The following is a 17,152-nucleotide window of genomic DNA, read 5'->3' on the forward strand; positions in this document are numbered from 1 at the left end:
GTTTGGCCTCAAGTTGCTCAATGCGTTTTTGCTCGGCCCTGTTCTTGGCGGAGTCGGATTTTTCGAAAACGGCAGCCCCGTTCTCAAAAAACTCTTTCTGCCAACGATAGAAAACCGTGGGCTGCAGATCGTATTCATCACATACATCAGAGACTGCAACACGGTCAACAAGGTGCCGCTTGAGAATGGTGACCTTCTCCTGAGCCGAGTAATTATGCCGCTTTTTTCGCATGGTGAATTCCTCCGTTCGCGTAGTCTAACTCAAACATCGGGATTCTCCAATTCACGCTGAACCAAAACAGAGTAAAGTGCGCAATGTTATTTTTGATACCACATAGTCCAAATCAGTAAGGAGTCTGCTGAAACTGTGTTGATTTTTGATCTTAGGTGCTGTAATCAAAATAAGCCTCTTTTTTTTAGTGGATTTGGTTGCTTAGGTAATAATCTTATACACTACATTAAGGGGCATTTCTATATAAAAGCTTGCTGTTTTTAAATTTTATATTTTAAAATAAAGTATTTACGCCAAATCTGAAGTTTGAGCCAGTAATTTAAACTGACCCAGCTGGCATGAATCGTTGGGATTGTATCAATCAAAAATCAGGAGATTGCTTCATGAAACATGTTGTGGAGGAGGTGGAGGGTCTGTACCGGATTATTGCTCTGCAGCCGTTCAGAAAAACACCGGGCGTGGTCTTCGATATTCTTCCCCATTCCGCTATCCCGGATATTCATTCCATGGACAGGGTGATGCATACGGGTGGAGCATTGTCTCCGGGGCCTGTGGGCGACGTGGAAAGGCCTTGGTACATGCACACCCATCAGGCGGATAATCTTATGGTGCTGTACGGGGAAAGGACCGTGGATATCTACTCAGTGGATCATGGCAGAGTGGAAACCTTTGTGGTGACTCCAGACAGAATCATAAAAAATGGGGAGCTGATTCATGACGGCGGTGGAATGCTGGTCTGGCCAGTCAATGTGTTTCACAGAATCCGAAGTGGCGTGGGTGGATCGGCCTCTCTCAATCTTGCCGTCCATTATGAAGGTTTTTCTGTTCGTACCAATTTCAATATCTATGACCTGAACACGGTAACCGGTGAATATCGTGTGCTCCGTGAGGGCTTCATGGATCAGATGGCCTGATGCTCCATCCCATAGGTGCTGATGATGGTAGTATGGTATAGGTGTTTCAGGAGGCAGGCGGTGGCCCAAAGGCTATTTCCCAACGTCCTGGCCCCCGGGCTGGTTCCTGCTGGGGCAGGGAGGATTTTTCGCTTGTATGACCACAGCCTTGCCTGAAAATTTGAATAAGCTTTTTTTTCCAGATACCGTCTTCCAAAGCTCTGGACCGCCACAGGGCGCCATGGCGGATTTTTTTTTCAAACAGTTCCCATGCGGCCAGATGGTCAAAGACAGGCCAGCGTTTTCCTGCCTGAAAGAGAAAGGCAAGGTTGCCTGCGGCAAGGAGACTTTTCATCCCTTTTTCATAGTCAAACTGCCGCCAGTGGCAGCCTGCATAAAAAAGAAATTCGGCGTTTCCCAGCAGACTCAGGCTCTTCTGCCCTTCCTTGAAGTCAAAGGATTTCCACTCTGTCCCCGCATAGTAGATACGGCGGCTGTCTTTGCAGTCACTAAGGGTTTTTAGTCCGATTTTTGCATCAAAAGATCGCCAGGCTCTGCCAGCTCTGTAGGTGAATTCGCTGTCTTTGAGTTCCATGAGGCCACACTGTGCTTTGTCCAGATCAATCCGTGGCCAGTACAGGCCTGCCCGGTAGAGAAAGTCTGCGTTGCGGGTGGAAGTGAGTAATTTGAGGAGGGTGTCTGTATCTTCAAGACCCCACTCCAATCCTGCATGGAAAAGGGTTTCGGCATCCGGGGAATTCCTGAGGGTCTGTAAGCCTTTTTCCGGCGAAATCTGTCTCTTCATCACGGCTCTGTGAAGCTTTTCATGTTTCATGCGTGCTGGCTTTCTGCAGGTATGGCCATTACCTTGCCAAAGGGCGGTTCAAAGGGTTCTTTTCGGCTGGAGGAGATGAGCCAGAGTGTGGATGCGTAGGGGTGTAGCCTGCCCATGTCGTGGATGTAGCCGTCTGTGATTACCACAAGCAGTTCCCTGTGTTTTTTCATGTAGGTATTGAAAAGAGGGGCAAAGAAGGTTGTGCCGGAATTCCCGGTTTCCAGATGTTTCCAGTCCCCTTTTCTGTAGAAGTAGGGTCTGCTGAGATCCTGCTGTTTTTCCAGTTTGTTTTGGCGGATTCGTGGAACAAATACCCTTTCATCCACACAGAGCAGGTTGACCCGGTAGCGATTCAGCATGCCTTCAATAACCCCGAAGGCTTTTGCCATTTCGCCGGGAGCTGTGGTCATGGAAGAGGATACGTCCACACAGACGGTAAGCAATTCCTTTTCCCGGAACATGCGGCCACTGGAGTAGATCCCATGGGGCAGATAACGTCGGTTGAAGCGGGTTCGGGTATATTCCCATTCATTGGAGTGGGTGTTGCGGTCCAGAATACTTCGGAGTCTCCGTTCCCATGGGGGGTTCTGAAAACGGGTGATGGCTGTCATCATACGGCTCAGTGTTTCAAAAACCCTGTCTTCCGGAGTCATGGGGTCGTTTTTGGCAAGATCCATGACTTTGCGAAGCTGGGCCTGGAGCTGTCGCTTTTCCATGGTGCCCAGAAAAAGGTGGGTGCCCGTGGGCAGGGCTTCGCCTTTTTTGTCCACAAGGCAGAGACCTTCCGGAATGAGCCCCTTATCTTCGGAGCTTTGATTTTCCTCTTCATCCGTATAATGAACCATGCCCTTATCCGGTATTTTGTTTCGGGGTGGTTTTTTCAGATCCCGGAACATGTCACGTATGGCATCACTGAAGATCCTCAGAGATTCCGGACCCCGTCTGCCAAACCAGTGATAGACCATTTCCCATGTGGGATCTTTTTCTCCTGTTTCCTCGAAAAACGCATCGGGTATACCCGGTATATCCTCCGGAATTATGAGACTGGACGCACTACCGTCCGATGATGAGAAAAAACGATCGGACCGGTTGCGCAGAAAACTGTTGATTACCATGTCCTGGGCAAGGTTCTGCAGATAGGGCTCATGGTCTTTGAGTTGTCTGTGATCATGACCGTTGACGATATGAAGCAGTTCATGCACCAGAAGGGTTTTGAGAATGTCTTTGTTCTGGGTTGCCACGAAGTCAGGATTATACAGCAGTACGGGCCTCATGCTGTCCATGGAAAGGGCCAGTGTCGGGACTGTGCTGGTTTGCGTAAACTGGACGCTCTGATAAAAATAGGATGTAAAGCGGCTTTGCTTCCATAGTTCTTCCAGCACTGCCTCCCATGCGGAGTGGAGAACGGGCCTCATGACAGCAGAGCCTCGATGGAAAGGCGGATTTTTTCTGCCTCACCTTCCGGTCGGATGCTGGTAAGCGCTCCGGGTACCAGGGTTAGAAGACCACACTCCCGGATCAGAAGATGGCAGAAGGCAATCCTGCTGTCACTGCGGCAGGTGGCGATAAAGCAGAGAAGATGGCCAAGCTGGATGAGGTCCTCCTTGCCCGGTATACCCTGTTGGGCCATGAGTTGTTCCCTCAGGTGGGAGATGGCACCGGTCATGGCCCATAACAGATCTTCCGTGAGGATTTCTTCTTTGCGCGCAGATTCCAGTTTCCCCCTGTTGCCTGTCAGGATGTCTGATGTGCTGATCTGCCGGGGGTGGGTGAGCTGGCGGATAAAGTCAAAGCAGGCAAGGTCGCCTATCAGAGATATCATGAGTTTTTCAAGGCTGTTGCGTTCTGTCTCCCTGAGGCGGTTCGCCAGATCTTTTTCGGACTTGATGCCGTAGGCTGTGATCAGGGCCTGGGAAACCTGATGCCATCCGCGGGGGTTGGGATGGATGCGGTGTTCATCCCAGAGTTTTTCAGGGAAAAGGGAAATATAACGGAGAATGGCGGGGTGCACTTCTCTCGCTGCAGCCCAGCGGAGCCAGTCTATGGCTCTGGGCTTCAGGTGAAAGAGGGCGAGCCTGCCGTCAAGCGCCGCATCATCAAAGTCTGTGATGGTGGTACTGTCTTCTTCTCCGAGGTTTCCGGCCAGTACGATGGCAGTTCTGTCCGGTAGCAGATGCTCTCCGCAACGGCCTTCGGTTATGATCTGAAACAGGGTCTGGATAACTGTGGGATGGGCCCGGTTGGCTTCATCCAGAAACCACAGTATGCCTTCGTGCTCTTCGGGAACCCTTTCCGGGGGAATAAAGCGGGGCCGAAAGTAGATCATGCGCTGATTCTCGTGGTCGGGAACGGGATAGCCTCCGAGGTCGATATTTTCCTTGAAGGCAAGGCGCGTATCGATAAAAAGAAAATTCTTACGTTCTGCTGCCTGTCGGACCACGGAGCTTTTGCCAATACCGGGGTGTCCGACAATCTTGATGGCATAATTCAGCCTGCCTGCGGCATCAAGGTAATGGTCCAGAATGTCATCGAGCTCTTTAATGTGGATATCTACGGGTTCTTTCTGCATGCGGCCTCCATGGTATTTCAAATAGTGAAATGATAGGACGCAAAATAAAAAAGGCAAGAAAAAAATCCCCGGACCATGGGATTGATCCGGGGAGCTGACAGGAAAAGGCGGGATGCTAAGGGGGCTGAGGATGTATCAGGATAGGGCCTTGGCTATCCTTCCCATGGCTGCTTCTACCTGCTCTTTGGAATTAAAAGCGGATATCCGGATATAGCCTTCGCCGCAGCGGCCGAAACCGGCACCCGGAGTGCAGACCACACCTGCCTTGAGAAGTCTGTCAAAGAACTCCCACGAATCACTGCGGCCGTCCACCCATATATAAGGTGAGTTGTCACCGCCTACACAATCAAAACCGAGTTCTGCCATTGCCTTGCGGATAATGGCGGCATTTTCCAGATATCCTTTTATCAGTTCTTTGACCTGAATCTTTCCTTCCGGGCTGTAAACAGCTTCGGCAGCTTTCTGGATGGGATAGGAAACGCCATTGAATTTGGTGGAGTGACGTCGATTCCAGAGCCCATGGAGAAAGTAAGAGTCTCCGTTTTCATCAAAGACCCTGCAGTCCTTGGGAACAACCGTAAAGGCGCAGCGGGTACCGGTAAAACCTGCGGTTTTGGAAAAACTTCGGAATTCCACGGCCACTTCCCGGGCACCGGGGATTTCATAGATGGAGTGGGGAATATCCGGGTCCGTAATAAAGGCTTCATAGGCAGCGTCAAATAGAATGAGGGCTTTTTCCCTGCGGGCGTAATCCACCCACTCCTGCAGCTGGCTTCTGGTGGCTGTGGCACCAGTGGGGTTATTGGGATAGCAGAGATAAATAAGGTCCACAGACTGGGCGGGTATGGAGGGAACAAAGCCGTTTTCCTTGGTGCTGTCCAGATAAACGATACCCTGATAGCGACCTTCCAGGAACTCGCCGGTCCTTCCGGCCATGATATTGGTGTCGAGATAGACAGGATAAACAGGATCCGGGATGGCTACGCGGATGTCCGTGGCAAAGAGTTCCTGGAAGTTGCCGGTATCGCACTTGGCACCGTCACTGACAAAGATTTCATCCGGGTCAATGGCACACCCTCTGGATTGAAAATCGTTGGCAGCAATGGCCTCCCGCAGAAAGGCATAGCCCTGCTCGGGTCCGTAGCCTTTGAAACTCTGATCCATGGACATCTCATCCACGGCTTTATGCAGGGCCTGGACGCAGGCCTGGGGGAGCGCGCGGGTGACATCTCCGATGCCCAGCCGGATGACAGGCGTTCCGGGGTTGTTTTCCTGAAATGCCGTAACTCTTTTGGCAATGTCGGAAAAAAGGTAGGAGGCTTTCAGTTTTTTGTAATGGCTGTTCATCCGTATCATGGCTGATGGTCCTTTACTGGTCGTTGGCTGATGACGGGCGGTGGGGAGCTGCTGGCACCGGGCGTCGTGTTCAGAGGATATTGGTGTTCACTTTTTGGGGTAGAAATGAAAAAATGTGACTAATTTACATTGTCAAAACATATTTCATGGAGAAAGCTGTGAGGGGATCGTCTTGGCTGACGAACCGTTTTCTTTTATCACCTCCATTACTTTTATCGTAAGGTTTTTTCTCTGTCAATCAGACATATATTCTGTTTTTTAGTTTTTATGCCGACTTTATTTCTGCCTTGGTGTGGTTTTGCCACCCTTTATGGAAAAAAGGCATGGAGAAAAAACCGATGCCCTTTTCAATGATGATGATTTGTTTTACAAATGGTTTCTTGATTTGGTATTGACACAGGCTTTGGAATAAGGGAGAAGAAATGGCAATAGTGTAAATAGTGGCTGGTCAGAAATCAGGCTTCTCTGTAAGAGTTCGAAGCTGAGAAGCGTAACCCCCTGATGAATATGGATGTATTGTAAGATTACAGCCTGAAGTTCTTTGGTGGCATCCTTAGTGTAAGGTGCAGCCAGAGCAGAACAAAAGCTGATTTTCTGAACTGGCACTACATATCTGGTGGCCTGTTACTGCAAAACCCAAAACAGGTTACCACCGATTTCGGACTTCCTCACGGCATTAGCTGTGACCGCCCGTCACAGAAGAGTTCCTGCTGTCATGGGAAACCGGGGGAAGAATGTTTCTGAGGAAAAACAAAACGGAGGAAATGCACAAATGGCGGAAGAAGCAGTCAAGATAGAGAAGAAGTCGGGCAGCTTCTTCATCGATAAGGTGAAGGAGATTCTGCCGGAGGGCGGAAACCTCAATGCCTGCCTGACTTGCGGTCTCTGTGCTTCCGGCTGCCCGGCCACAGGGCTTCGGGATATGGACCCCCGGAAGTTTCTGAGAATGGCCGCGCTGGGCATGGATGAGGAAATCAGGCAGAGTGAATGGGTGTGGATGTGCAGCATGTGTACGCGGTGCATGTATGCCTGCCCCATGCAGATCAATATCCCGCAGCTGGTGTTCAATGCCAGAAAGTTGACTCCCAGAGAAGAAAGACCCAAGGGTATTCTTGCTTCCTGTGACATGGCCATGAAGAATCCCACCCTGAGCGCCATGGGTACCACCCAGGAAGATTTTGAGTTTGTGGTGCAGGATATTCTGGATGAAGTGAGGGAAGAGCAGCCTGAATGGGAAGAAAGAGATCTACAGGCTCCCATCGACAAGCAGGGCGCCTATTTTTTTCTCAATCAGAACTCCCGTGAACCCATGGTCGAGCCTGAGGAAATGGTGCCCCTCTGGAAGATTCTGAATCTTGTGGGTGCGGACTGGACCTATGGTTCCACTGGCTGGGCCGGTGAGAATTACTGTCTTTTCCTTGCCGATGATCCTTCCTGGGAAAAGCATACAAGGGGGACGCTGGGCAAGGCCGATGAACTGGGGTGCAAGGTTTTCCTCAACACTGAATGAGGGCACGTTACCTTCTCTGTCCTGGCAGGACAGAAAAAGTTCAATGTGGACACCAACGTAGAAAAAATCGAAAATATCTACAACTACTACGCAGACTGGATTCGTGAAGGCAAGCTTCCCGTCAACTCAGACTGGAACAAGGAGCTTGGAATCAAGTTCACGGTGCAGGATCCCTGTCAGATTATCCGCAAGACCTTTGGCGACAGGGCTGCGGACAACCTCCGTTTTGTTGTCAAATCCTGTGTGGGCGAAGAAAACTTCATTGATATGTATCCCAACAAGTCCAATAATTTCTGTTGCGGCGGGGGTGGAGGCTATCTCCAGAGCGGATATAAGGAAGAGCGCCTGCAGTACGGAAAAATGAAGGATTCCCAGATTCAGGCCACGGGTGCCACCTACTGTATTGCGGGGTGTCACAACTGTCACGCCCAGATCCATGAGCTGAGTGAGCACTATGGTGCCCATTACCATGTGGTGCATTTGTGGACCATCATCTGTCTTTCTCTGGGAATTCTTGCACCCAGTGAAAGAACCTATCTGGGACCGGAGCTTCAGGAAGTTAACCTTCCCAAAACTGAGGAAGATGACGAATAGGCTGAGTTGAACTGTACGAATAATCATAAACCCCCGGCCATTCTTACGCAAAGAATGGTCGGGGGTTTTGTTTATGATCGGGGCAGTGCTGTGTTGGCTCTGCTTGATCCCTTTATGGCGAGCTCTTGTTCAGAGACCATTGGAGGCTCGGATAATTTCCCAGGCTTCCTCTGCCGTACTGACATACTGGAAGAGGGAAAGATCCGATTGGGAGATGGTTCCCTGTTCAACAAGATAGTCAAAATTGATGAGGTTATGCCAAAACTCTTTTCCGAAAAGAAGAACGGGGAGTTTTTCCATTTTTCCGGTCTGAATGAGGGTTAAGGCTTCAAACAGCTCATCCAGGGTTCCGAAACCACCGGGAAAGGCCACCAGAGCCTTGGCCCGCATGAGAAAATGCATTTTTCTTATGGCAAAGTAGTGGAACTGAAAACAGAGTTCCGGTGTGATATATTCGTTAGGTGCCTGTTCAAAAGGCAGGACAATGTTGAGACCGATGCTTTTGGCATTGACATCATGGGCTCCCCGATTAGCTGCTTCCATAATGCCACCGCCACCGCCTGTAATGACAACGTGACGGTTGGGACCTGTGTTTTCTGAAACAAGACGGGCAAGTTTCCTTGCTTCATCGTAGTAACGGCTCATTTCAAGGGCACGTTCTGTCTGTTTGAGTGTTTGGACGCGGTTTCTGTCTTCCGGATCCTGAGCCAGCTGACGTCTGGCTTCCTCCATGGTGCTAAGGGCTGTTTGCGGATCCGGAAGGCGGGCGCTGCCAAAAATAACGATGGTTGATTCGATACCCTCTTCTGTGAGAACAATTTCAGGTTTCATCATTTCGAGCTGGAGCCGTACAGGCCGCAGGCTGCTTCGGACCAGCAGGTCTTCATCAAGAAAGGCCAGTCGGTAAGCCGGTGAAAGGGTTTGCTCCGTTTCTTCAATCTGCTGGGCGCGTTTGGCATCCATGTCTGCGGAGGGGAAGGCTCCACGGGGATACTGCATTACACTCATTGTTGTCTCCCTGGGTCTGAATATCCTGTTTAGGGTCTTTGCCCAAGAATTCATTATACCCGTGAATATGGGAAAAAACAGTGCTTTTTATATGCTTAGTTTTTTTCGTTTGTCCCGGCCTTTGATTTCTGTTTGAAAAAATGAATTTTTTCATCCAGAACTCTGAGGTGTGTCATGGTTTCTTTGAGCATACGTTCTACTTTTTCTCTGTGAGCTTCCAGGATACGGCATCCTTCCGAAGCATTTTTCCCGTCTTCGTTTCTGATGCGGGCCAGTATGCGAATCTGTGAGGCGGGCATGCCCGTTTCCCGAAGTCTTTTGACCAGAGCAATCCAGTCCAGCTGGTTGGGATCATATTCCCGGTGGCCGGAAGGGTCGCGCTGAATATTAAGAAGAAGTCCCACCCGTTCGTAGTACCGCAGTGTTGCTTTGCGGAGTCCTGTCAGGTGACAAACACTTTGTATCTTCATAAGACCCCCTTAAACTGTTTTTATACGCTCAAGTATAAATATTATTTGGTATTGATGCAATGCGGCATTAATGGTTGGGTCCACTTTTTTTGCACAATGGGTTCTATTTCCTGAAAACATGGGTACAATGTTTTTCAGGCTTTTTTCATTATGATGGTTCCTGTATAGTAACTAGCCGAAAATAAAATTTTTATTTGTGGCTGAAATTATCCGGTCTTTCTCTGAAATGAAAAAGTTTATAGGCTTGGAGAGGGGGCAGGACTGCTGGAAGTTTTGCGTGCAGCCGGAAAAAGCCTGAGCCTGAGAGTCTGCGGTACTGCGGTGGCTGCCTTTCAATAGGGGAGATGAAGTTTCATGGTTTTAGTAACCGCTGTTTTAGCAATGATGTGCGTTTATTATGGTTATGAAGGTGGTTTTGTTGTGGGATTTATGGTTGCCATTTTTTTTGAAACCATGGCATTGGTGCTGGTCTACAATCTTTTAAAAAAAACGGAAGAACGGGTGCGCGTGCAGTTGAATGCCCTGCTTGAAAAGCAGAAAGAAAACCTTGCCCATCTGGAACTTTTAGCGGAAAAGAGGGGGCAGGCTCTGAATGCTGTTGTGCGTCATCATCCGGAACTTTCGGATATGATTCTTGAAAACAGTGGAGAGCTTTTTCCGGAAAAACCATCGGAGACTCAGGCGGATTCAGGCAGGGCGGGAATGGCGCCATCATGATAATTTTTTGGGCTGGGGTTAAGAAAAAAGTGAACCAGGCTGCCTGCGGTGATCCGTGCGTGTCTCCTTATTACCGGGAACAGATTCAGCTGATTTACCGGCAGAGTCGCAGTATCATGGCCGCAGCTGTGATCAATGGACTCTTTCTTGTCTGGATTTTATGGGAGTGGGTGCCACGTTTTTTTCTTCTGCTATGGTTCCTGGTGCATCTTATTGCTGTGATATTGCGCTATGGCAATAGCTGGGCTTATGGGCGGGATGGGGGACGGGATCTCAAGCCTGAAAAATGGGGCAGGCATTTTCAGGCTGGTCTGATGCTCAGTGCGATTCTCTGGGGTGCTGCGGGCTTTTTCTTTTTTCCGGAAGAAAGTGTGCAGGCGCAGGCTTTTCTCTGTCTCGTGCTTTGCGGAATGGCGGCAGGCACAACGGGTGTTTATGCCGCAGTTCCCAGAATGGTTGTGGCTTATACCTTGATTGTTCTTACCCCTGTGATTGTCCGTTTTTTTATGGCTGGAACTCCGCTTCACTTCAGCGCCGGAGGGCTCACCATTGTCTATCTCCTGCTGATGATGAGCATGACTCGTCACCTCTCCGGTGCCTTGCGGGAAACATTTGAAATACGAGATGAAAACAGGGGGCTTATTGCCTTTCTGGAGCGGGAGAAGGATAAGGTCGAAACCCTGAACAGGGAGCTTGCCAGAGAAATACGGGCTAAGGAAGCCATCGCCCGTTCCCTTACGGAGGCAAAGGAAGAAGCGGAAAGGGCGAATAAGGCCAAGACTGCTTTTCTGGCCAACATGAGCCATGAAATCCGAACGCCCATGAATGCAATCACGGGTATGCTCGGGCTTTTGCAGGAAAGTCCCCTGAACCCGGAACAGAAGAACTGGGCTTTTCATATCGAATCAGGGGCAGAAGCACTCCTTGCCCTGATAGATGATATTTTGGATGTTTCCAAAATAGAGGCAGGAAGGCTGGAGCTGGAATGGATTCCCTTTTCTCCTGTAGACGTGATTGAGGCTGTGCGCCGTATCCTGGGGCCTGCTATCCGTGACAAAAATTTGACCTTTGATGTGGATGTTGATCCCCGGATTCCGGAAAAATTATTGGGCGATCCTTCCCGTTTCCGGCAGATACTTCTGAACTTTGTGGGTAATGCCATGAAATTTACCCAAAGGGGGCGCATCGACCTTCGACTTGTCATGAAAAGCCGCAATTCTCATGGAGTACGGTTTCGTGTTGAGGTGGAGGACACGGGTGTGGGCATACCTGATGAGATTAAAGCAAGAATTTTCAGGGCTTTCTCTCAGGGGGATGCATCCACAACCAGAAAATATGGTGGATCCGGCTTGGGGCTTTATATTTCACGACAGCTTATAGAAAAAATGGGAGGAACGGTGGGGTTTCGCTCCCGTAACGGAGAGGGAACTCTCTTCTGGTTTGAAATGATATTGCCGCTTGTTTCATCTCTGGAAATATCTGGCCGGGGACTGGAAAGTGACAAAGAGCCAATGTTGACATCGGGCAAGGGGTATCGTGTGCTGCTGGTGGAAGACCATCCTGTGAATAGAGAAGTTGCTGAAGGAGTGCTGAGATCCCTTGGTTTTGCCGTCTACTCAGTTGAAAATGGGAAAAAAGCGCTGGAGTGGCTGGAGAAAGAGGGCTTGCCGGATCTTGTTCTGATGGACGGACAGATGCCGGAAATGGATGGTTTTGAGGCCACGGCTGAAATCCGCAGGCATTACGGAAGCCGTTTGCCGGTTATTGCTCTGACTGCCCATGCCCTTATGGGAGACAGGGAGCGTTTTTTGGCTGCGGGCATGGATGATTATTTGACAAAGCCTTTACGTAAACAAAATCTGGAGAAGGTACTGATAAAATATCTGAAGACAGGAGCGACTTTTCGGCAAAATAGCGAAGCTGTCTGCGTTGAGGGCCAGGGTTCCGCCATTGACCGGGAAGCACTGGTTGCCATTGTAGGTGATAATCCAAGGGTGCAGCGGGTTCTTCTGCGAAACTGCATCGATAGTCATCCTCAGGAACTTGCCATTATGGACAGGGCTCTTGAGGAAGAAGATTATGAAACCTTTGGCAGGCTGGCTCACAAGCTTACAGGAGCACTGCGGTATCTTGCTGCTCGCAGAGCTGCCGTTCTGGGTGAAAATCTGCAGAAAGTACTGATTGAGAATGAGAAGGACCGCATTCCCATGATATATAATGGTTTTCGGCAATCTTGTGAAGAGGTGCATAAGGAGGCCCGTATTCTTTTAGATGAAATGGAACTCTGAAAGCAGTCTTTTGTACGGAGAGTCGGATTGTGGTTTTGCGGTTATGGACAGGAGCTGAAAAAAGGGGCTTGGGCTTATGGTTTCTTACCGACGGTATGCGTCAATGAAAAAGGGCAGGTACCGTACTTCTGCCGGTGCTGTTCTTCTTTTTTGTCTGGCTGCGGGTTTTTTCGGAGTGGCCTGTCTCCTGTGGCCGTACCGTCATCCCGTTTTACTGGGTCTGCTCCTGGCCATGGCCTGCCATCCACTCCATCAGTACATGGAGCGCAGCCTTGGTGGTAGAAAAACCATAGCCGCCAGTATCAGTACCCTGGTACTGGTTTTAGTGGTTGTTGTTCCGGCGTTTCTTATCACTGGGGCCGTTATCAGCCAGGGTATCATGTTTTTCCAAACACTGCAGGCCTGGGTTGTCGGAGGGGGTCCTGCGCGGATAGAGGGATGGCTCGCTGCTTTTTTTACAGGGCTCCAGGGGGCATGGATGGATAAAATAGTATACTTTTATCCTGATTTTGATATCAGAAGCCTGGATATACAGGGCGTGCTGTTGAAAACAGCGAGTTCCGGTCTGCGTTTTCTGGTTCGCCAGGGAGGAGTGCTTGCGGGAAACCTTGGGGTACTGCTGCTGCATTTTTTTCTGATGCTTCTGGTCTTTTTTGTGGCAATACGTAATCATCAGGCCATTCTTTCCCTCCTGTTTCATCTGTCTCCTTTGTCCGGTAGCCAGGAAAGACGCATTTTTGAGCGTCTTGGTCTGCTTGTGCGCTCGGTATTTGTTGGAACGTTTATGACTTCTTTGGCCCAGGGTCTGGCCGGGGGAGCAGCTTTTTTTATGGTGGGGCTGCCGGGAGTATTCTGGGGGGCCATGATGGCCTTTGCTTCTTTGATTCCTGTGGTAGGGACGGCGTTGATATGGGTTCCGGCTGTTATCTGGCTCTGGGTGACCGGTGAAACAGTGAAAGCTCTTGGGCTTCTGGCCTGGTGCCTTGTTGTTGTGGGGTCTCTGGACAATATTTTGAGGCCTCTTTTCATGCGTGGAGGGGCACAGATGAACGGGGTTCTTGTTTTTTTTGCCATTCTGGGTGGCTTGCAGCTTTTCGGGCTGGCAGGGCTTCTGTACGGTCCTCTGATTTTTGGTATGGCATCAGTATTTTTGTATATTTATCAGGTTGAGTTTGCCGGTTTTCTACGGTATCAGGACCGAAGTTAGTTGGGCTGTTACTCGTATCAGGCATGCTTTTTGTGTCCGATTCTTTGCAAAGGGGTTGTCGCTATGGTTTATATCGGTAATTTTATTCTCCTGACTAATCAACAGGCATCTGAGCCTCTGGATCGGCGGCACGGTGAGTTTCAGTTGATGGTAAAAGCTACTTCTCCTGAGGATGCAAAAGAGATGTTTCGCAAAAGAGTGGCTGAGTTGCAGGTGCATACGGATTTTTTTGAAGGCCTTTGTCACATTTATCTTGCTCAGTTTATTGCCCTTGATCAGATTCCGGAATCGGAGGCAGTTCTGATTAACTATCAATCCTTTGCTGGAGATCCGGAACAGCCGTTCATTGACTGTGTGGCACCCAGTGAAGAAATGAATGCCTGCCGTATTGTTTCATGGGAAGAAAATCAGCCTGCTCTTGGTCAGGAAAAGCGTATACCCTTTATGATGATCAATCCGGAAGAAAGACGTGGTGGTGAAGGGAGCTCATCATGAAAGAAAGTTTGCAGGCCCGTATGAGATCGGCAGGCAGCGAGTTTCGACTGCGGCTGGTCGGAAATTATGCCCGGAATGACAGCCTGAAGGCCTTTGTCGTGTCGTTGAGTGAGAGTCTCGAGGGTGTCATGCTGGACCACGGCCCGGAAGAGGACAAGGATTGTGCCGGTTTTATTCTGGAAGAGAGAGGCTTGTCTTTTCGTGGCATTCCTGCCCACGGTGACCTTGTTTTTTTTAAGAATTTTTTGGTACAGATTTTGGAAAATAATGACTTGCCTGCAGAAGAATTGAAGGATTCTGTAGTGTTAAGGCTTTTTGTGAGCAGCCACTGTCCCCATTGTCCGGCTATGCTGCGTATGGTTTCGGCTTTTGTGAAGAATGATCTGATTTCCCTTGAGGTTGTGAATGTGGATGATTGCCCGGATATGGCTCAGCAATGGCAGGTTATGGCTGTGCCAACTTTAATGGTTGTGGGAGAAGAACAGTCACTGAGATGGACTGGAATGATCCGGGCTGCAGATCTAGAGCAAAGCCTATACAACAGAAGCACGGGTTTTCTGGATTTGCAGACTCTGCAGAATATCCTTGAAAGCGGGGATGCCCAGCGCCTTGTTTCTTTGATGAGAGAGAAACAATGCATTCCCCCTGCCTTCTATGACTTACTGACCCATGAAAAGTGGACGATCCGGCTGGGAGCTATGGTTGCATCGGAAAGCCTGATTCTTACTGAACCGGCATTGGGCGAGGTGCTTCTGGAGGCCTTGTGGGTAAAAAGAAATGCCCTAGAGCCTGTTGTGTTTGGGGATATGGTCTACCTCATGGGGTTTGGCAGAAGAGAGGTCTGGGAACCCCGGCTGCAAAGCCTTTTATCTCAGGAGGATGCAGGGCTCAAAGAGGCCGTTGAGGATGCCCTCGAAAACTTGTTGAAGGAGGGGTGTTGAATACTTACACCATCGTAAGACCGGAGCACCTCAATCATCATGGGTATCTTTTTGGTGGGGCCATGCTGCGTTGGGTAGATGAAAATGCGTGGCTTGTGGCCTCAAGGGATTTTTGTGGCTGTACTTTGGTAACCGTTGCCATGGATGATGTACAGTTCCGAAAACGTGCGCCCAGTGGTTCCATTCTTCGATTTGAGATTCTTCCCGATCGTCTGGGGCGAACCTCTGTTTCCTATCGGGTATCGGTGTACGCGGATTTGCCGGGATCGCTGGGTGAGGAAGAGGTATTTTCTACCTGTGTTACCTTTGTGGGGCTGGATACGGCGGGAAACAAGCAGCCTTTGCCGAGAATAACGCAGTTTCGTTCACGGGAGGCCTGATAGGCCTGGCTGTGCTTCCGCGGGCTTTTCAGGTGAGGGGGGAGATGAAAGAATATATTAAATGCAAAGAGGGTCAGCTGAAGGCCCTTCTCGCGGCTGGCCGCACGTCAGAGGCTATAGATCTTCTTTTGGAGCTTGTGGTGTTTCTTTCTGAAAAGAAACAATTCAGGGCCGCAGAGCAGTTACACCAGAAGATGATGGATATAGATTCCCTTGCCATTGGTCCTATTGTTGCTGCCGCAGAAAAAATTCAGCAGGAGAAAAATAAAGCCATTGACAAAAAACATATGGCGATCTGGAAATCATGGTATGCGCGGCTGGTGCCGGAAGAGCGAAGTGCCTTTTTTTTTGCCTCCAGTGAACTCTCCTTTGAAGCGGGTACCATCCTGTTTCAGCAGCATAAAAAAAATGATGTCCTTTTCTTTGTGGATCAGGGGGCGCTTCAGCTTGTTTCCGTTTCGGATAAGGGCTCAGAAGCGCTCGTTCGGCGTATTGGCCCGGGGGAATTTGCTGGAGAAGATACTTTTTTCCGAGCAAGTATCTGTACGACAAGCCTTATGGCGCTTAGCGCGGGATGTTGCCGGACGTTGAAAAAAGAGGCTCTGGCTGTTCTGGACGAAACAGTTCCGGCTTTACGGCCCAAGTTGCTGGATTTCTGCATGGAGAAGCGTTCTGCCAGTGAGGTGTTGCAGTCAAAGGGAATTAACAGGCGTGCGCATAAACGTGTTCCTGCCCAAGGGCTCATTGTTTTTCAGATTGTGTCTGCCGGAGGTGCGCAGGGAAGTGAACAACAGAAAATTTTTAAAGGGCGATTGTCGGACATTTCGGCGGGTGGCCTGTCGTTTTATGTGAAAACCGCCAATGAAAAGGGCATCCATCAGCTGCTGGGCAAGGTGCTGGGTATGAAGTTTGTTCTGGCAAAATCTGTGAATGCGCAGCCTGTTGTTTGCAAGGGGGTGGTTACGGGTGTTCTCTCTCATTTACAGAATGAGCATTCCGTACATGTTCGGTTTGAAAAACTCCTGAACCCCATGCTGTTTGCCTGATCAGCGGGGCTGGGGATGCTGTGAAACAGAGGGAATGAAAAGGGCAGCCCAGAGAGGACCGCCCTTTTTAACGGAGGTGTTTACAGCTTTATTTCTTCTTTATACGTCGTTATGGTTTTTTCAATATTCTGGAGCTGAACCTCAATGATTTTATGCTCACCGGGCGTGCTTGCGTAGGACTTGGCCTGTTTCAAAAGTTTTTCAACGGCCTTGAAGTTCGGTGTGCCTGGTCTCAAAGCTTCTTCTTTGGCTTTTTCCAGATAGAAATGAAAGGCTATGGGCAGAACTTCTCCCCGGGTATAAACATCTTTCAATGTTTCCGGTGCAGCTGTTGCGGGAAGGCTGATAATATGTTTCTGCCCCCTTGGTGAAAAAGCACCTTTCCATATTTCAATGGAATCCTGGCTGGTTTTGATAAAATACTGGCTGGCATTGAAAATACTGGCACCGATCACAAGGGTAAAAAGGGCGGCAAGGCAGGCTGCTCCTGTGAGAAGATTCTTTGTGATGGCAGCGGACTGTGCCCGTTTTTCCGCTAGCAGTCTGGCAGCTTCTTCTTCTGCCTGTAAGCGGGCCTCTTCTTCCATTCTTATACGTGCAGCTTCTTCCGC

17 protein-coding genes are annotated in these 17,152 nt (G+C 49.6%); 9 read left to right on the plus strand and 8 right to left on the minus strand.

The window, feature by feature from the left end:
- Window positions 1-232, minus strand: a 232-nt coding sequence (locus tag OOT00_RS15020; protein WP_265426236.1) for a transposase, incomplete at its 3' end; no start/stop codon positions are given.
- Window positions 233-615: 383 nt separating this feature from the next.
- On the opposite strand from OOT00_RS15020, the gene OOT00_RS15025 reads away from it, so the two are divergent.
- Window positions 616-1,146 carry a hypothetical protein gene (locus OOT00_RS15025; RefSeq protein ID WP_265426237.1) on the plus strand — a complete coding sequence of 177 codons (531 nt, stop codon included), beginning with the start codon at window positions 616-618 and terminating at the stop codon, window positions 1,144-1,146.
- 46 nt (window positions 1,147-1,192) lie between these two features.
- Here the strand turns inward: OOT00_RS15025 and OOT00_RS15030 are convergent, their stop codons facing one another.
- The 4 genes from OOT00_RS15030 to OOT00_RS15045 all read right to left on the minus strand — a co-directional run bounded on the left by OOT00_RS15030 (window position 1,193) and on the right by OOT00_RS15045 (window position 5,885).
- A complete protein-coding gene (locus OOT00_RS15030; protein WP_265426238.1) occupies window positions 1,193-1,930 on the minus strand; it encodes a hypothetical protein in 738 nt (245 codons plus the stop codon).
- 26 nt (window positions 1,931-1,956) lie between these two features.
- The gene (locus OOT00_RS15035) at window positions 1,957-3,375 is read right to left on the minus strand and encodes a DUF2201 family putative metallopeptidase (protein ID WP_265426239.1); all 1,419 of its coding nucleotides are present in this window, start codon (window positions 3,373-3,375) and stop codon (window positions 1,957-1,959) included.
- Window positions 3,372-4,529: an ATP-binding protein gene (locus OOT00_RS15040; RefSeq protein ID WP_265426240.1), complete on the minus strand. Its 1,158-nt coding sequence runs from the start codon at window positions 4,527-4,529 to the stop codon at window positions 3,372-3,374. Before OOT00_RS15040 ends, OOT00_RS15035 begins: the two co-directional genes overlap by 4 nt.
- A gap of 135 nt (window positions 4,530-4,664) precedes the next feature.
- A complete protein-coding gene (locus OOT00_RS15045) occupies window positions 4,665-5,885 on the minus strand; it encodes an LL-diaminopimelate aminotransferase (RefSeq protein ID WP_265426241.1) in 1,221 nt (406 codons plus the stop codon).
- Between the two features lie 772 nt (window positions 5,886-6,657).
- On the opposite strand from OOT00_RS15045, the gene OOT00_RS15050 reads away from it, so the two are divergent.
- Window positions 6,658-7,989, plus strand: coding sequence for a (Fe-S)-binding protein (locus OOT00_RS15050; RefSeq protein ID WP_265426242.1), 1,332 nt, complete (start codon window positions 6,658-6,660; stop codon window positions 7,987-7,989).
- A 129-nt stretch (window positions 7,990-8,118) separates the two neighbouring features.
- Here the strand turns inward: OOT00_RS15050 and OOT00_RS15055 are convergent, their stop codons facing one another.
- Window positions 8,119-8,997 (minus strand): LOG family protein, encoded by an 879-nt coding sequence (locus OOT00_RS15055; RefSeq protein ID WP_265426243.1) that lies wholly within the window; start codon window positions 8,995-8,997, stop codon window positions 8,119-8,121.
- Between the two features lie 95 nt (window positions 8,998-9,092).
- Window positions 9,093-9,467 (minus strand): MerR family transcriptional regulator, encoded by a 375-nt coding sequence (locus OOT00_RS15060; protein ID WP_265426244.1) that lies wholly within the window; start codon window positions 9,465-9,467, stop codon window positions 9,093-9,095.
- A gap of 354 nt (window positions 9,468-9,821) precedes the next feature.
- Between OOT00_RS15060 and OOT00_RS15065 the strand changes: the two genes are divergently transcribed.
- The 7 genes from OOT00_RS15065 (at window position 9,822) to OOT00_RS15095 (ending at window position 16,541) form a co-directional block, all read left to right on the plus strand.
- A complete protein-coding gene (locus tag OOT00_RS15065; protein ID WP_265426245.1) occupies window positions 9,822-10,184 on the plus strand; it encodes a hypothetical protein in 363 nt (120 codons plus the stop codon).
- Window positions 10,181-12,472, plus strand: coding sequence for a response regulator (locus OOT00_RS15070; RefSeq protein WP_265426246.1), 2,292 nt, complete (start codon window positions 10,181-10,183; stop codon window positions 12,470-12,472). The genes OOT00_RS15065 and OOT00_RS15070 overlap by 4 nt, the downstream gene beginning before the upstream one ends.
- A gap of 76 nt (window positions 12,473-12,548) precedes the next feature.
- The gene (locus OOT00_RS15075; RefSeq protein WP_265426247.1) at window positions 12,549-13,679 is read left to right on the plus strand and encodes an AI-2E family transporter; all 1,131 of its coding nucleotides are present in this window, start codon (window positions 12,549-12,551) and stop codon (window positions 13,677-13,679) included.
- 63 nt (window positions 13,680-13,742) lie between these two features.
- Window positions 13,743-14,174 carry a hypothetical protein gene (locus OOT00_RS15080; protein WP_265426249.1) on the plus strand — a complete coding sequence of 144 codons (432 nt, stop codon included), beginning with the start codon at window positions 13,743-13,745 and terminating at the stop codon, window positions 14,172-14,174.
- Window positions 14,171-15,115: a thioredoxin family protein gene (locus tag OOT00_RS15085; RefSeq protein ID WP_265426250.1), complete on the plus strand. Its 945-nt coding sequence runs from the start codon at window positions 14,171-14,173 to the stop codon at window positions 15,113-15,115. The genes OOT00_RS15080 and OOT00_RS15085 overlap by 4 nt, the downstream gene beginning before the upstream one ends.
- Window positions 15,112-15,495, plus strand: a complete 384-nt coding sequence (locus OOT00_RS15090) for an acyl-CoA thioesterase (RefSeq protein WP_265426251.1) — start codon at window positions 15,112-15,114, stop codon at window positions 15,493-15,495. Before OOT00_RS15085 ends, OOT00_RS15090 begins: the two co-directional genes overlap by 4 nt.
- A gap of 44 nt (window positions 15,496-15,539) precedes the next feature.
- Window positions 15,540-16,541 (plus strand): cyclic nucleotide-binding domain-containing protein, encoded by a 1,002-nt coding sequence (locus OOT00_RS15095; protein WP_265426252.1) that lies wholly within the window; start codon window positions 15,540-15,542, stop codon window positions 16,539-16,541.
- An 80-nt stretch (window positions 16,542-16,621) separates the two neighbouring features.
- Here the strand turns inward: OOT00_RS15095 and OOT00_RS15100 are convergent.
- Window positions 16,622-17,152: hypothetical protein (locus tag OOT00_RS15100; RefSeq protein ID WP_265426253.1), on the minus strand; the 531-nt coding region annotated here is incomplete at its 5' end.

Origin of the sequence: Desulfobotulus pelophilus, from assembly GCF_026155325.1 — a bacterium.
Classification (GTDB): domain Bacteria; phylum Desulfobacterota; class Desulfobacteria; order Desulfobacterales; family ASO4-4; genus Desulfobotulus; species Desulfobotulus pelophilus.

What these genes read in the sequence shown, in the direction of transcription:
- OOT00_RS15065 (WP_265426245.1), top strand. Translation starts at nt 9,822, where the DNA reads ATGGTTTTAGTAACCGCTGTTTTAGCAATGATGTGCGTTTATTATGGT.
- OOT00_RS15035 (WP_265426239.1), bottom strand. Translation starts at nt 3,375, where the DNA reads ATGAGGCCCGTTCTCCACTCCGCATGGGAGGCAGTGCTGGAAGAACTA.
- OOT00_RS15080 (WP_265426249.1), top strand. Translation starts at nt 13,743, where the DNA reads ATGGTTTATATCGGTAATTTTATTCTCCTGACTAATCAACAGGCATCT.
- OOT00_RS15070 (WP_265426246.1), top strand. Translation starts at nt 10,181, where the DNA reads ATGATAATTTTTTGGGCTGGGGTTAAGAAAAAAGTGAACCAGGCTGCC.
- OOT00_RS15095 (WP_265426252.1), top strand. Translation starts at nt 15,540, where the DNA reads ATGAAAGAATATATTAAATGCAAAGAGGGTCAGCTGAAGGCCCTTCTC.
- OOT00_RS15075 (WP_265426247.1), top strand. Translation starts at nt 12,549, where the DNA reads ATGGTTTCTTACCGACGGTATGCGTCAATGAAAAAGGGCAGGTACCGT.
- OOT00_RS15045 (WP_265426241.1), bottom strand. Translation starts at nt 5,885, where the DNA reads ATGATACGGATGAACAGCCATTACAAAAAACTGAAAGCCTCCTACCTT.
- OOT00_RS15025 (WP_265426237.1), top strand. Translation starts at nt 616, where the DNA reads ATGAAACATGTTGTGGAGGAGGTGGAGGGTCTGTACCGGATTATTGCT.
- OOT00_RS15060 (WP_265426244.1), bottom strand. Translation starts at nt 9,467, where the DNA reads ATGAAGATACAAAGTGTTTGTCACCTGACAGGACTCCGCAAAGCAACA.
- OOT00_RS15055 (WP_265426243.1), bottom strand. Translation starts at nt 8,997, where the DNA reads ATGAGTGTAATGCAGTATCCCCGTGGAGCCTTCCCCTCCGCAGACATG.
- OOT00_RS15030 (WP_265426238.1), bottom strand. Translation starts at nt 1,930, where the DNA reads ATGAAGAGACAGATTTCGCCGGAAAAAGGCTTACAGACCCTCAGGAAT.
- OOT00_RS15040 (WP_265426240.1), bottom strand. Translation starts at nt 4,529, where the DNA reads ATGCAGAAAGAACCCGTAGATATCCACATTAAAGAGCTCGATGACATT.
- OOT00_RS15085 (WP_265426250.1), top strand. Translation starts at nt 14,171, where the DNA reads ATGAAAGAAAGTTTGCAGGCCCGTATGAGATCGGCAGGCAGCGAGTTT.